This window comes from Pseudomonas cuatrocienegasensis, assembly GCF_900110925.1.
Classification (GTDB): domain Bacteria; phylum Pseudomonadota; class Gammaproteobacteria; order Pseudomonadales; family Pseudomonadaceae; genus Aquipseudomonas; species Aquipseudomonas cuatrocienegasensis.
Genome location: NZ_FOFP01000001.1, coordinates 570,326 through 584,799, shown reverse-complemented (window position 1 = coordinate 584,799; position 14,474 = coordinate 570,326). Strand labels below are relative to the sequence as shown.

The 14,474-nt window shown below is 65.3% G+C and carries 11 protein-coding genes and 1 pseudogene; 1 reads left to right on the top strand and 11 read right to left on the bottom strand.

Going from position 1 to position 14,474, the window contains the following annotated elements; genetic code table 11:
* Positions 1-186: 186 nt before the first annotated feature.
* The 6 genes and pseudogenes from BMW49_RS25495 to selD all read right to left on the bottom strand — a co-directional run bounded on the left by BMW49_RS25495 (position 187) and on the right by selD (position 5,615).
* The gene (locus tag BMW49_RS25495) at positions 187-900 is read right to left on the bottom strand and encodes a methyl-accepting chemotaxis protein (protein WP_425272738.1); all 714 of its coding nucleotides are present in this window, start codon (positions 898-900) and stop codon (positions 187-189) included.
* 144 nt (positions 901-1,044) lie between these two features.
* Positions 1,045-1,314: pseudogene (locus tag BMW49_RS25490) on the bottom strand (HAMP domain-containing protein); the annotation flags it as partial.
* Positions 1,315-2,481: 1,167 nt separating this feature from the next.
* On the bottom strand, positions 2,482-3,090 hold the full coding sequence (locus tag BMW49_RS02755; RefSeq protein ID WP_069516631.1) for a flavin reductase family protein: 609 nt from the start codon (positions 3,088-3,090) through the stop codon (positions 2,482-2,484).
* A gap of 13 nt (positions 3,091-3,103) precedes the next feature.
* Positions 3,104-3,382, bottom strand: a complete 279-nt coding sequence (locus tag BMW49_RS02750) for a hypothetical protein (protein ID WP_069516632.1) — start codon at positions 3,380-3,382, stop codon at positions 3,104-3,106.
* A gap of 89 nt (positions 3,383-3,471) precedes the next feature.
* Complete coding sequence (mnmH, locus tag BMW49_RS02745) at positions 3,472-4,581, bottom strand: tRNA 2-selenouridine(34) synthase MnmH (RefSeq protein WP_069516633.1); 1,110 nt, start codon at positions 4,579-4,581, stop codon at positions 3,472-3,474.
* Positions 4,581-5,615 carry a selenide, water dikinase SelD gene (selD, locus tag BMW49_RS02740; protein WP_069516634.1) on the bottom strand — a complete coding sequence of 345 codons (1,035 nt, stop codon included), beginning with the start codon at positions 5,613-5,615 and terminating at the stop codon, positions 4,581-4,583. The genes mnmH and selD overlap by 1 nt, the downstream gene beginning before the upstream one ends.
* A 124-nt stretch (positions 5,616-5,739) precedes the next feature.
* On the opposite strand from selD, the gene BMW49_RS02735 reads away from it, so the two are divergent.
* A complete protein-coding gene (locus BMW49_RS02735; RefSeq protein WP_069516635.1) occupies positions 5,740-6,765 on the top strand; it encodes a patatin-like phospholipase family protein in 1,026 nt (341 codons plus the stop codon).
* Here BMW49_RS02735 and BMW49_RS02730 read toward each other — a convergent pair.
* From BMW49_RS02730 to kdpA, 5 genes are read right to left on the bottom strand one after another with little or no spacing between them, the layout of a single operon-like run.
* A complete protein-coding gene (locus tag BMW49_RS02730; RefSeq protein WP_069516636.1) occupies positions 6,762-7,460 on the bottom strand; it encodes a response regulator in 699 nt (232 codons plus the stop codon). The two genes, BMW49_RS02735 and BMW49_RS02730, sit on opposite strands and share 4 nt — an antisense overlap.
* Positions 7,457-10,108, bottom strand: coding sequence for a sensor histidine kinase (locus BMW49_RS02725; RefSeq protein ID WP_069516637.1), 2,652 nt, complete (start codon positions 10,106-10,108; stop codon positions 7,457-7,459). The genes BMW49_RS02730 and BMW49_RS02725 overlap by 4 nt, the downstream gene beginning before the upstream one ends.
* A gap of 5 nt (positions 10,109-10,113) precedes the next feature.
* Entirely contained in the window at positions 10,114-10,680 is a 567-nt protein-coding gene (gene kdpC / locus BMW49_RS02720; protein ID WP_069516638.1) for a potassium-transporting ATPase subunit KdpC, read from the bottom strand.
* A 26-nt stretch (positions 10,681-10,706) separates the two neighbouring features.
* Entirely contained in the window at positions 10,707-12,758 is a 2,052-nt protein-coding gene (gene kdpB, locus BMW49_RS02715) for a potassium-transporting ATPase subunit KdpB (protein WP_069516639.1), read from the bottom strand.
* Positions 12,759-12,770: 12 nt separating this feature from the next.
* Positions 12,771-14,471: a potassium-transporting ATPase subunit KdpA gene (kdpA, locus tag BMW49_RS02710; RefSeq protein ID WP_069516640.1), complete on the bottom strand. Its 1,701-nt coding sequence runs from the start codon at positions 14,469-14,471 to the stop codon at positions 12,771-12,773.
* Positions 14,472-14,474 lie beyond the last annotated feature (3 nt).

The following is a 14,474-nucleotide window of genomic DNA, read 5'->3' as shown; positions in this document are numbered from 1 at the left end:
TTGCTCATGAAAACCTGCAGTGGCGCACAGCGTTCACCATTACTGCGCAGCAAACGTCAACAGACCCTAGTGGCTGTTGCAGCCGCCTGCAGGTCATAACGCAGCTTCCGTAGGCGCTCCGTTGTGGCCGCGACTCCAGGTCAATCGCGGCTAAAGCCCCTCCCACAGAGATCGCCGGACGCGACGCTACACACGAAACTGCGCCGCCATATTCTGCAACTCATGGCCCAGTTCGGCGAGCTCGCGGCTGGCCGTTGCCGACTGGTCCATGGCCGTGGCGGACTGTTCGGTGGCATCGCGAATTGCGCTGATGCTGCGACTGACCTGCTCCGCCGCGACGCCCTGCTGCTCGGCTGCTGCGGCGATCTGCTGGTTCATCTCGACTATCTGGGTCACCGAGCCGGCGATTTCTGTCAGCGCTAACCCCGTCTGTTGCGCATCCTGCACCGTGTGCTCGACCAGACCGGCGCTCTGGCGCATATCACTCACCGCACGCTGAGTCCCGGCGCGCAGCGTGGCGATCAGGCTTTCGATTTCCGCCGTGGATTGCTGCGTACGCCTGGCCAGCGCACGGACCTCATCGGCGACCACGGCAAAACCGCGCCCCTGCTCCCCGGCCCTGGCAGCTTCGATAGCCGCATTCAGAGCCAGCAGATTGGTCTGTTCGGCGACACTTTTGATGACTTCCAGGACCGAGTCGATGCGCTGGGTGTCCTGGCTCAGCCGCTCGATGCTCTGGGTGGTGGCGCCCATCGCCTCGGCCAACTGGTCGATGCGCTGCAAGGTCGCTTGCACCTGCCCGACGCCTTGACCAACGCGCTGCTCCGCCTGGGTGGTGGCCATGGCTGCCACCTCGGCATTGCGTGCGACACCCTGCACCGTGACCGTCATCTCATGCATCGCCGCCGCCACCTGGTCGGTCTCGGCTTTTTGCCCATTGACGCCTGCCTGGGTCTGTTCCGTGGCCAGGGATAAGCCCTGAGCAGCCGTCGAGATACGCGTGACGCCGCCTTGCAGGTGGCCGAGCATATTGCGCAGGTTGCTCGACATAGCCTGCATCGCCCGCAGCAACTGGCCGATCTCATCGTCGCGCTGCACCTCGATCTCGGCGCTCAGGTCGCCGGCGGCAATGCGCTGTGCCTGGCCGATCACCGCCTTGAGCGGCCGGACAATCACCAGGGTAATCACCAGGGTGGCGAACAGCCCGAGGAGTATCGCCAGGCCGGTGGCAGCGCCGATCAGCCAGGCACTGCTGCTCAGTTGTGCCTGCAGCGCGCCTTGTTGTGCCGCATAGGCCTGGTCGACCTGCGCCATCATTTGCTCGGCCTGCTGCACAAGGTTGTTGTACTCATCCTTTTGCGCCTGCAGATCACGGGTGTACCCGCCCAGGCGCTCGTTGAAGGATTTGATATTGCCCATCACCTCGACCAGCACCGCCGCGTAACCGGGATCGCTCATCGCCTCGCGCAAGCTGTCTGCCAACGCCTGGGCTTGCTGGGCCTCGGCGATTTCGCTCTGGACCGGTTCGCCACTGCGCCGGCTCTGCTCAAGGCGCACCCGGGCCTGATCGAGGGCTTGCAAGAGCAACTGGTGTACCTGGCCAAGCTGGCCGGACTGGCCGATGGCCGTGCGTCCCTCCTGCTCCTGGCCACTTTTGAGCAGGTAGATGCCATCATCGGCCAGGCCTTCGCGCAGCAGGTCCAGGCTATTGGCAGCGCTGACGACCAGCCAGGTGGCCGCCTCGAGCGACAGCAGCATGTTGTCGCCAAGCGACACATAGCGGTCAAAGCCTTCACGGTACTGCGTCATGCCACTTGCCAACCCAGCCAGGCCTTGCTGTTCGCCCACAGGCATGCTGGCCAGCAACGCCGCGCTGGCCGCGCTGATCTGCTCGGACTGCTCGTGCAAGTGCTGAATCTGTTGGGGGTCTGCGCTGAGCGCATAGGATTGCTCGCTGCTGCGCATTTGCATGACCTGGCTGTTGAGCGCGCTCATGCGCTCCAGCAGCAGGGAGCGCGCGGCGACATCGCGCAGAGCCAGATACCCCGTCGCGGCAACGACCAGCGTCAGTGCCAGGACCACGGCAAAGCCCAGTGCCAGCTTGCTCGCAGTCGCCAGACTGGCCAGGCGACGCTGCACAATACGCCCCATAACGCCTCCCATTTGGTTGTATCGGCAAGGTTGCACAGTGCGCGTCACCGCAGTGGGCAACGGCTCCAGCTGGCACCGCAAGCGAAGAAAGACGGTGTTGCAGAGGCGCAACATAGAGGCAGACGGCCAGCAGCGACAAGCGACTGGCAGGAAAGATGGTGCTGATAGCTAAATGAGGGTCGTTTTTGATGCGAGAGACCGCCCCAACAGACCCTTGATCGTTGCCACGTCGAGACGTCGAACCGTCCGCGCGGGCATGCAGCCAGAGACGCTCCGCGTCTCGCTAAAACGGACGCAGAGCGTGGGAACCATCGATGCGAGAGACAGCCCCTAGCTCGGCCGTTGCAACTCGAAGGTATCGCGAGTGCGGGTGTAGGCCATACCGCCCAGACGGCCGACCACATCCAGCAATGCAGGGTCGATCCGCCCCTTGTCGTTGAGCACCGCGTCGTCGATATGCGCCAGCAGTACCTCGGCGAAGATCAGGTGGCAGTTGGCGGCCTCACGCGGGAACGGCTGGATCTCCAGCACCTTGCATTCAAAAGCTACCGGTGCGCCCTGCACCCGCGGCGGCGCGACCAGGCTTGCCGGCAGACTGGCGATTGCACACTGCTCGAACTCGCTAATGCCATGGGGCAACACGGCGGCCGACGCATTCATCGCCTCGGCCTGGGCCACGGTGACCAGGTGAATCACCAGCTCACCGGTCGCCTGGGCATTGCGCAAGGTGTCCTTGAGCGTGCCATCGTCACGGCTGCCGACGTTGATCATCAGCGTCGGCGGATCATCACTGATCACCTGGAAGAAGCTGAACGGCGCCAGATTGCTCACGCCGTCCGGCGACAGGCTGGAGACCCAGGCGATCGGCCGTGGGGTCACGGTAGACGCCAACCAGCGGTAGCGTTCCAGCGGCGTCAGGGTGGAAAAGTCGAGTTGCATTGCGGCTCCAGGGTTAGCGGCCAGCGCGAGATTCGCGAATGTAGAAACGAGCGCGCTCGGCCTTGCTGGTACAGCCTTCATACGCCTCGAACTGCTGCTGGGTCTTGCCTGCAGTGAGCAGAGACAGCGCCTTGGAATAACTCACGGTCCCGGCAAAACCTTCGGCCTTGGCCAGGTCCAGCTCACGCCAGGCAGCATCCAGTTGGCTGGCGCAGCTGTCGCGGTAGGCAGTCTTGCCGGCGCAACCGGCCAGGGCCAGCAGTATCAGGGGCAGGCAGATCCAGGTTTTCATGGCAGTAATCCTCAGAAAATCGGTTATTCGGCGAGATACGACGGTTAAAACGCAAAAAAGTGCCCGATCTACCAAACAGCTTATAGGTCTCAATCCGCTTGCTGCAGCGCGCGTTCGCGCAGGAAGGCCACGACTTCGGCTTGTGGGCCGACGAATTCAATACGCCCTGCTTTGCTTTCCCGCTGGAAGGTATACATCGGATCGTAGTACTCCGTCAGCAAGGCTTCGATCCAGGCCCGGTGCAAGGCCACATCAGCCGTCGCGGCTTGCTCGACCAAGGCCTGATCCATGATCGCCGCCAGGCGCTGATGGCGCTCGCCGCCTAGGCGTTTGAGGATGTTATCCAGGCTCTGACGCAAACGCTCGGCGAACGCCTTGAAGCCGTCTTCAACGCCTTGCAGGGCAATAAAATCGGCGCACAGGTCAATCACGTAATCCTTGAGAATGCGCTCCACCCGCCCGGCCAGGCTGTCTTCCAGCCAGACCATGGGGAAGGCCTGCATCTGCGTGTACAGCGGCAGCGGCAGGGAGCAGCGGCCGATCATGCGGCCTTCGTCTTCCAGCACGAATTGCTGCATGCCGGCTGCGCGCTTGCGCAGGATGTCCACCGCCAGGGCGTTCTCGAAATCGATCTGCGCCGGCTGCAGCGTGGCTCGCTTGCCGAAGCTCGAACCACGATGATTGGCGTGGCCTTCCAGGTCGACAGCGTTGTCCAACTGGGCAATCACCTCGGTCTTGCCGGTGCCCGTCATGCCGCCCACCACCACAAAGGCGCACTGGGCCATGGCCTGCTCGGTGGTCTCCAGGAGAAAGGTGCGCATGGCCTTGTAGCCGCCAATTACCCGCGGATAGACGATGCCTGCCTCGCTCTTGAGCCATTGCTGGACGATCTGCGAGCGCAGGCCGCCGCGGAAGCAGTACAGGTAGCCCTCGGGATGAGCCTGGGCAAATGCGGCCCAGGCCTCGATGCGCGCCGCTTTGCTTGCGCCGCTGACCAACTGGTGCCCCAGCTCGATGGCCGCCTGCTGGCCTTGCTGCTTGTAGCAGGTGCCGACGCGCTGGCGCTCGAGATCGTCCATCAGCGGCAGATTGACCACCCCAGGGAACGCGCCCTTGGCGAACTCGACCGGGGCGCGGGCGTCCATCATCGGTGTGGCAGTGAGAAACAGGGCGCGGTAATCGTCGCTGTTGTCGCGCATCAAAACACCTCGACCGCGTAACGCTGTCGCTCGACGAGGTGGCCGATAGGCTGCAGGTCCAGCCCCAGCTCACGGGCCGCAGCGAGAAACTCACCCTCGCCTTCGGCGGTAACCGCCACCAGCAGCCCGCCACTGGTCTGCGGATCACACAGCAACAGTTTATGCAGCTCGGGCATGGGCGCGATTTTCTCGCCGTAGCTGTCGAAATTGCGCTGGGTGCCGCCCGGAATGCAGCCCTGCTCCAGGTAATACTCGGCACTGCCCAGGCGCGGCACGGCGGCGAACTCGACGCGGGCGGTCAGGCCGCTGCCCTCAGCCATTTCGACCAGGTGGCCGAGCAGGCCAAAGCCAGTGACATCGGTCATCGCCGTAACCCCGGCCAGCTTGCCAAAGCGGCTGCCGGGTTTGTTCAGGGTACACATCCAGTCACGGGCCAGGCCCACGTCCTCGCTGCGCAACTTGGCCTTCTTCTCGGCCGTGGTGAGAATGCCGATGCCCAGCGGCTTGGTCAGGTACAGCGCACAACCGACGCTGGCGGTGTCGTTACGTTTCATATGGCGCTTGTCCACCAGGCCGGTCACCGCGAGACCGAAGATCGGCTCCGGCGCATCGATGGAGTGGCCGCCGGCCAGAGGAATGCCAGCCTCGTCGCAGATGGCGCGGCCGCCGCGGATCACCTCACGGGCGATTTCCGGGGCCAGCACATTCACCGGCCAGCCGAGAATGGCGATCGCCATCAGCGGGTCGCCGCCCATGGCGTAGATATCGCTGATCGCGTTGGTCGCGGCGATGCGGCCGAAGTCGTAGGGGTCATCAACAATCGGCATGAAAAAGTCGGTGGTCGAGACCACGCCGCGCTCTTCGTCGATGGCATACACCGCCGCGTCATCGCGTGAGGCATTGCCGACCCACAATTTAGGGTCGAGGTTCTGTGCGCCGCTGCCGGCAAGGATGATGTCCAACACTTTCGGGGAAATCTTGCAGCCGCAGCCAGCACCGTGGCTGTACTGGGTCAAACGAACGGGCGCGCTCATGGTGGCTCACTTGTCTGGGCGATAGGCAATAGCCGGCAATTCTAGCAAATGCCGCCTTGGCGACGGGCGCGGGTGCACGGTATGTTGCTCAATCAGCAACGCAGGCCACCCAGAGGGACGATCTATGAGTAAACGAGTGGCATTGGTACTGGGCTCGGGCGGCGCCCGCGGCTATGCGCATATCGGCGTGATCGAGGAGCTGGAGGCCCGTGGTTATGAGATCGCCTGCATTGCCGGCTGCTCCATGGGCGCCGTAGTCGGCGGCATCTATGCGGCCGGCAAGCTCGGCGCCTATCGCGACTGGACGCAAAGCCTGGATTATCTGGACGTGCTGCGTCTGCTCGATGTGAGCTTTCGCCTGGGCGCAATTCGCGGGGAAAAAGTCTTCGGGCGGATCCGCGAGATCGTCGGCGAGGTGAACATCGAAGACCTGCGCATCCCCTTCACCGCCGTGGCCACCGACCTGACCAACCAGCAGGAAATCTGGTTTCAGGAAGGCTGTCTGCACCAGGCCATGCGCGCCTCGGCGGCCATTCCGAGCCTGTTCACCCCGGTGATTCAGGGCAAACGCATGCTGGTCGATGGCGGGCTGCTCAACCCGCTGCCAATCGTGCCGGTGGTGTCCAGCCATTGCGACCTGATCATCGCGGTCAACCTCAACTCGAGCCACCAGCAGCATTACCAATTGCCCGTGATCCAGCGCCCACCCGCGCTCAAGGGCCGTTTCGACCTGTTGATGAACTCCCTGGGTGCGCGCTTATCCTCACTCAAGCGCAAGCCCGGCGAAGATGACGCCCTGCTGTTACTTGAAGACCACAACCAGCGGCTGCAAGCCGAGGCCATCAACCCCTGGCAGCAGCAGGTCAAGGCCAGCCACACCAAAGCCGCCACGCCCAAGTCTGCCAGCGGTTCACGCGTCGCCGACCTCAGCGGTCCTGCCTCATTGCTGGAGCTGATCAACCAAAGCATTGAGGTGATGCAAAACTCCCTGGCCCAGTACAAGATCGCCGGTTACCCGCCGGACATCCTGATCAACGTGCCCAAGCGTGTATGCCGCTTCTTCGAGTTTTACAAAGCGCCGGAGCTGATCATGCTCGGCCGGCAGATTGCCAGCGATACGCTGGACAAGTACGAGCGCGGGGAACGCTAGGCCGACTCGCGCAGGCGATAGCCAACACCGGCTTCGGTGACAATAAACCGCGGGGCAGCCGGGTCGTCACCCAGTTTGTGCCGCAGGTGGCCGACCACCACGCGCAGGTAGTGGCTGTCTTCGGCATGGCTGGGGCCCCAGATATCGCGTAGCAACTGCTGCTGGGTCACCACCCGGCCCAGGTGGCGCGCCAGCAAGGCCAGCACGGCGTACTCCTTGCGCGTCAGGGCTATTTCCTGCCCTGCCAGGCTGACCCGGCGATAGGCAAAGTCCACGCTCAAGTCGCCACTGTCGACCCGCGCTTCGCGCTGCGGCTCGCCCTCACCGGCCTGGCGCAGCAACACGCGCACCCGGGCGAGAAATTCCTGGATGCCAAAGGGTTTGGTCACGTAATCGTTGGCACCGCCATCAAGCGCCAAGACCTTCTCGCCCTCGCTGGCGCGTACCGATAGCACCAGCACCGGCACGCTCGACCATTCGCGCAGTTCACGCAGTACCTCCTGGCCGTCGAGGTCCGGCAGGCCCAGGTCGAGCACCACCAGGTCCGGCTGCACCAGGGCGGCCTGCTCCAAGCCCTCACGGCCATTTGCCGCCTCGACCACCCGGTAACCCTGAGCGCTCAGGCTGATGCGCAGAAACTTGCGAATCTGCGGCTCGTCGTCGATCACCAGCAGCGTGGAGGCGTTGCTATTCATGCCTGCTCATCCTCCATCTGCGGCTGGGGCGGCAACGGCAAATGCAGCGTGAGTGTCGCGCCCTTGCCGTCCAACCCTTCGCCTACCGTCACCCGCCCGCCATGGGCGCCCACCATGCCCTGGCAGATCGCCAGGCCCAGCCCCGTGCCCTGCCCGCCGCGATCACCACGGGCGGCGGTGTAGAACATGTCGAAGATCTTCTCGCGCTCGTGCTCGGGAATACCCGGCCCCTGATCACTGACCGCAAACGACAGCCCATCGTCTTCCACCATGCTCACCCGCAACCGCCCCTGGGCCGGCGAAAAGCGCGCGGCGTTTTCCAGCACGTTGACCAGCGCCTGCTCGATCAGCGCGGCATGCACGTACAGCAGCGGCAACTCGGCGGGAATGCTGACCTCCACCTGCAGGCCCGCCAGCACCGGGCGCAAGCGCTGCAGGGCGCTGGCGACAATATCACCCGGCGCCACCCAGTCGCGCGCCAGCTTCAGGCCGCCGTGGCCCAGACGAGTCATGTCGAGCAGGTTCTGGATGTAGCGGTCAAGGCGCTCGGCTTCATCACGGGTGCCTTCAAGCAGTTCACGGCGGTCGGCCAGCGGAATCTGCTCACCCAAGGCCAGCAGGCTGTCGATCGAGCCGCGCATGGCGGTCAGCGGTGTGCGCAGGTCATGGGACACCGACGCGAGCAAGGCGCTGCGCAGCTCCTCGGTCTGCCCATGCAGGCGCGCGGCCTCCAGCTCTTCGGCCAGTTGCGCACGAGCCAGGGCCTGGGCCAGGGGTTGCGCGAGAGCGCTGATCAGGCGGCGCTGGGCCGGCGACAGGGCCGCGCCAGATTGCGGGCGAATGCCCAGGAGCGACAGCGGGCCTTCCTCGGCCGAGAGCGGGCACCACCACCAGCGCCCCGAAGGCAGCGTGTCGGTGCCCAGCCCGGCTGTTTGATCGTGCTGCCAGGCCCACAGCGCCGCAGCGCGCTCCGGTTCGCTGAGCAGCGCTGCCTCGCCGGCTTCGACCTGCCAGGTGCCATCGGCTTCGGCCACTTGCAGGCGCACCTCAAGCTCCGGCCAATGAGCGAACTGCTGCATGGCGGCGGCCATTACCGCCTGGCGATCCGTGGCGGCGGTGAGCTTGCGCGACAGATCGAGCAGTGCGGTGGTTTCCGCCTGGGCTTGGCGCATGCTCTCCAACTGGTTGCGCTGGCGGCTGGCGAGGTTGCCGGTCAGCGCCGCCATCAACAGGAAGAACAGCAGCGTCAGCACGTCTTCCTGACGTTGCACCGTCAGGGTGAAGGTGGGCGAAATAAACAGAAAGTTATAGGCCAGAAACGACAGCCCCGCGCACACCAGCGCCGGCGTCAGGCTGCTGCGCACCGCCACCAGCAATACCGCGCTGAGAAAGATCAGGGAGATATTCGGCAGTTCGAGGAACTGCGACAGCGCCCAGGCCACAGCCGTCGCCACCAAGGTCGCCAGGCTGGCAAACAGCAGATCGCGCCAGGCCAGTGGCCGGCGTCTGACCGGTGCCGCCGGCAATGCATCGACTTCGGTATCGAGCACGCTGACTTCCAGGCCCTGCCCCTTGGCCAAGAGTCGCTCGGCCAGGCCGCGCCCCCACCACTGCCGGCGTAAACGCCGCCGGCTGCGGGCCACCAGCAGCAGGTTGGCGCGCCGCTCGCGAGCATGCCCGACCAGGGTGTCGGCGACCGAGACCCCGCGCAGCACCACCACTTCGCCCCCCAAGCGTTCGGCCAGTTGCTGGGCGCCTTGCAGATACGCCAGACGGCTTTCGTCACGTTCGCCGCCAGTGTCGACATAGACCACCGACCAGGGCAGATGGCGGCGCTCGGCCACCCGGCTGGCGTGGCGCACCAGCCGCTCGGCCTGGGCATCCCCATCAATGCCGACCAGCAAGCGGCCACGCAGCGCAGGCGCCTGCTGGCCCTGCTGGCGATAGCGCCGGCTGAGATCGGCATCGACCCGCGCGGCAGCGGTCTGCATCGCCAGCTCACGCAACGCGGTGAGGTTGGTCTGGCTGAAGAAGGCATCGATGGCCGCCCGCGCCTGCTCCGGCACATACACCTTGCCTTCGCGCAGGCGCTCAAGCAGCTCGCGCGGCGGCAGGTCGATCAGCAGGATTTCGTCGGCTTCCTGCAGCACCCAGTCGGGCAGGGTTTCGCGCACCTGCACACCGGTGATGTCACGCACCTGGTCATTCAGCGCTTCGAGGTGCTGCACATTGACCGTGGTGTAGACATCGATACCGGCTTCCAGCAGCTCCTGCACGTCCTGCCAGCGCTTGCTGTGGCGACTGCCGGGCGCGTTGCTGTGGGCCAGTTCATCGACCAGCAACAGCTTGGGCGGTTTAGCCAGAATGCCGTCCAGATCCATTTCGTTCAGCAGCACACCGCGGTACTCCACGCGCAGCAGCGGCTGTTGCGGCAAACCGGTGAGCATCGCCTCGGTTTCGGCACGTCCGTGGGTTTCCACTACGCCTGCGCGCAGGTCGACGCCCTGGCGCAGCTGCGCCTGCGCCGCCTGCAGCATGGCGTAGGTCTTGCCCACGCCCGGTGCGGCGCCGAGAAACACCTTGAGCCGACCGCGCCCCCCTTTTGGCATGTCATCGAGCAGGGCATCGGCGCGGGCGGTGTCATTCATGCAGATCACTCAGATGGGACGAGGGACGGATTGTCGGCCAGCGCCAGGTTAAGCGCCAGTACGTTGACCACAGCGGGGCCGACTAACGGCGCTTGCACATGCTGCTCGATCAACTGCTCCAGGCGGCTCGCCGGCAGGCCCCGCGCGGCGGCAATGCGCGCCACCTGGTAGCGCGCGGCAGCCGGTGACAGATGCGGATCGAGGCCACTGGCCGAGGTGGTCACCAGCTCCATGGGCACGGCGCCCTGCCCTTCGGCCTGCCAGCGCTGGGCGTCCGCGGCGATGCGTGCGGCCAGCGCCGGGTTGCTCGGTGCCAGGTTGCTTGCGCCACTGGGTACGCTGGCGTAATCAGCTGCCGATGGGCGCGCCTGGAACCATTCGGCGCCCGCCACCGGCTGGGCCAGCAAGGCACTGCCGCGCACCGCGCCCTGGGCGTTGTGCAACAGGCTGCCATTGGCCTGCGCTGGCAAGGCCAGTTGCGCCACGGCGGTGACGGCCAAGGGGTACAGCACGCCGGTGATCAGGGTCATAAAGGCCAGCACACTGACGGCTGGACGGAGTTGCTTGAACATGACGAATCTCCAGGTTGCAGGGTTGCTCAAACGAGGCCGACGGCCACCAGCAGCAGGTCAATCAACTTGATGCCGATAAAGGGCGCCACCAGGCCACCCAGGCCGAAGATCAGCAAGTTGCGGCGCAGCAGGCTGGCGGCATCGGCAGCCTTGACCCGCACGCCGCGCAGGGCCAGGGGAATCAGCGCGACGATGATCAGCGCGTTGAACACGATGGCCGAGAGAATTGCGCTCTGCGGGCTGTGCAGGTGCATCAGGTTGAGGGCACCGAGCTGCGGGTAAATCCCGGTAAACAGCGCCGGCAGGATGGCGAAGTACTTGGCCACGTCGTTGGCCACCGAGAAGGTGGTCAGCGCGCCACGGGTTACCAGCAGCTCCTTGCCGACCTGCACCACATCGAGCAGCTTGGTCGGGTCGGAGTCCAGATCGACCAGGTTGGCCGCCTCGCGCGCGGCCTGGGTACCGTCGTTCATCGCCAGACCGACATCCGCCTGGGCCAGCGCCGGGGCGTCGTTGGCGCCATCGCCGCACATGGCCACCAGCTTGCCGTCGGCCTGCTCAGCGCGGATGCGCTGCAGCTTCTTCTCCGGTGTGGCTTCGGCAATCAGGTCATCGACGCCCGCTTCGGCGGCAATCGCGGCGGCGGTCAGCGGGTTGTCGCCGGTGACCATCACGGTGCGAATACCCAGGGTGCGCAGCTCGGCAAACCGTTCGCGGATGCCCGGTTTGACCACGTCCTTGAGGTGAATCGCGCCGAGCAGACGCCCATCACCGGCCACCAGCAACGGCGTACCGCCGCTCTGGGCAATTTGCTCGACTTCGCGAGCCAGCACCGCTGGCATGGCGCTGCGTTCGATCTCCAGGTAACGCAATACCGCATCCACGGCGCCCTTGCGGTAACTGTGGCCCTGGTAGTCGGCACCGGAGAGGCGCGTCTCGGCGCTGAAGGCAATCGTGGTCATCGCACTGCGCTCAGGCTCATGCGCCAGGCCCAGCGCACGCAGGTACTCGACGATGGACTTGCCTTCAGCGGTATCGTCCGCCAGTGACGCCAGCAGCGCGGCCTCACCCAGCACCTCGGTGCTGACACCGGGGGCCTTGGCCATCGCGCTGCAGCGCCGGTTGCCGAAGGTGATGGTGCCGGTCTTGTCGAGCAACAGCACATGCACGTCACCCGCCGCCTCCACCGCGCGGCCGGATTTGGCGATGACGTTGAGGCGCACCAGACGGTCCATACCGGCGATGCCGATGGCCGACAGCAGCCCACCGATGGTGGTCGGAATCAGCGTCACCAGCAGCGCGACCAGGTACACCAGCGGTAGCTCGCCGCCGGCGTAGCGGGCAAATGGCTGCAGGGTAGCCACCACCAGCAGGAAGATCAGGGTCAGGCCGATCAGCAGGATATCCAGCGCCACTTCATTGGGCGTCTTCTGCCGTTTCGCGCCTTCGACCAGGGCGATCATGCGGTCCAGGGTCGATTCGCCTGGACCGGCGGTGATCCTCACCAGCAACCAGTCGGACACCACCCGGGTGTTGCCGGTCACGGCCGAACGGTCGCCACCGGACTCGCGGATCACCGGCGCGGACTCACCGGTAATGGCGGCCTCGTTGACCGCGGCGATGCCTTCGATCACCTCGCCGTCACCGGGAATCAGCTCGCCGGCCTCGACCCGCACAATATCGCCCCGGCGCAGGCTGCTGGCCGCCACGGTCTCGAACTGCTGGCCGTTCTGCCGGCGCGCATCGAGCCCCTGGCTGCCCGCCTTGAGGCTGTCGGCGCGAGCCTTGCCGCGGCCTTCGGCAAGCGCCTCGGCGAAGTTGGCAAACAGCACGGTAAACCACAGCCACAGGGCAATCTGCACGGCCAGGCCGGTGGATACCTGTGGGTCGGGCACAAAGCACAGTACGGTGGTGACCACGGCGGTCAGCTCCACCACCAGCATCACTGGCGAGCGCAGCAACTGGCGCGGGTCGAGCTTGACGAAAGCCTGGCGCAACGCCGGCTGCCACAAGGCGGCCATCGCGGTTTTCGGGTGTTGCGCGGCGCTGTTGGGCGCCGATTCGGTACGCGCATTCATCATGGTTATCCCTTAAAGGCCCTGAAACAGGGTCAGGTGCTCGGCAATCGGGCCCAGGGCCAGTGCCGGCAGGAAGGTCAGGCCGCCGACCAGCAAAATGGTCAGGGTCAGCAGGGTGACGAACAACGGGCCGTGGGTCGGGAAGCTGTTACTGCCCACGGGGGCGCGGGTCTTGGCCGCCAGGCTGCCGGCAATCGCCAGAATCGGCAGGATGTAGCCAAAGCGCCCCAGCAGCATCGCCAGGCCGAGCATCAGGTTGTGATACGGCGTGCCCGCCGCGAAGCCGGCGAACGCCGAGCCGTTGTTCGCCGTGCCCGAGGTGTAGGCGTAGAGCAGTTGACTAAAACCATGGGCACCGGGGTTGCTCACCGACGCCGCCGGCCCCGGCAGGCTGGCCGCCAGGGAGCCGAACACCAGCACGCCCACCGGCATCACCAGCAAGGTCGCGACCAGCAGGCGCACTTCGCGCGCTTCGAGTTTTTTGCCGAGGTATTCCGGGCTGCGACCAATCATCAAGCCGGCGAGAAACACCGCGATCAGCACGAACAGCAGCATGCCGTAGAGCCCCGCGCCGACGCCGCCAAAAATCACCTCGCCGAGCATCATGTTGAACAGCGGCACCATCGCGCCCAGGGGGCTGAAGCTGTCGTGCATGGCATTCACCGAGCCGTTGGACGCCGCCGTGGTCGCTGTGGCCCAGAGCGCCGAGGCCGTGGTGCCAAAGCGGCTTTCCTTGCCTTCCAGCGACGCGCCTTGCTCGATAGGCAACGCGGCCAGTGCCGGGTTGGGCTGGTATTCGGCATACAGGGTGCCGGCCAGGCCGATGCTGAACAGGATCAGCATGCAGGCCAGCAGCGCACGGCTCTGGCGCAGGTCCTTGACGTAATGACCGAAGGTGAACAGCAGCGCCGCCGGAATCAGCAGGATCGCCGCCATCTCGAACAGGTTGCTCCAGGCCGTGGGGTTCTCGAACGGGTGCGCCGAGTTGACGCCGAAAAAGCCGCCGCCGTTGGTGCCCAGTTGCTTGATGGCAATCTGGCTGGCTGCCGGCCCCAGGGGGACGACCTGGTCGGTGCCGCCCAGGGTGTGCGCCGTGACATAGGCCTGGAAGGTCTGTGGCACGCCCTGCCACACCAGGAACAGCGCCAACAGCAGGCACAAGGGCAACAAGCCGTAGAGCGTGCCACGGGTCAGGTCGACCCAGAAGTTGCCGACGCTGTTGCTGGAACGCCGCGCGATCCCGCGGCAGAACACCACCAGCACTGCCAGGCCGACCGCCGGGCTGACGAAGTTCTGCACACCCAGGCCGAGCATCTGGCTGAAGTAGCTCAGCTGCGCTTCACCGCTGTAGGCCTGCCAGTTGGTGTTGGTGGCAAAGCTCACGGCGGTATTGAATGCCAATGTCCACTCCAGCCCCGACAACTGTTGCGGGTTGAGCGGCAGACTGCCTTGCAGCATCAGGATGCTGAACAGCGTCAGCAGGCTGACCAGGGTAAAGGCCAGCAGTGCCAGGGCGTAGGTTTGCCAGTCGTGCTCGCGCTCATCGTCAACCCCGGCAACCCGGTAGCAAAGGCGCTCGACTGGCTGCAGCACGGGGCTCAGCCAGGTTTTCTCGCCCTCCATCACGCGGTACAGGTAGCGCCCGAGAAACGGCGCGGGGATCAGCACCAGGGCGAAGAACGCCAGGATCAGCAGGAAATCATTACTGTGCATACG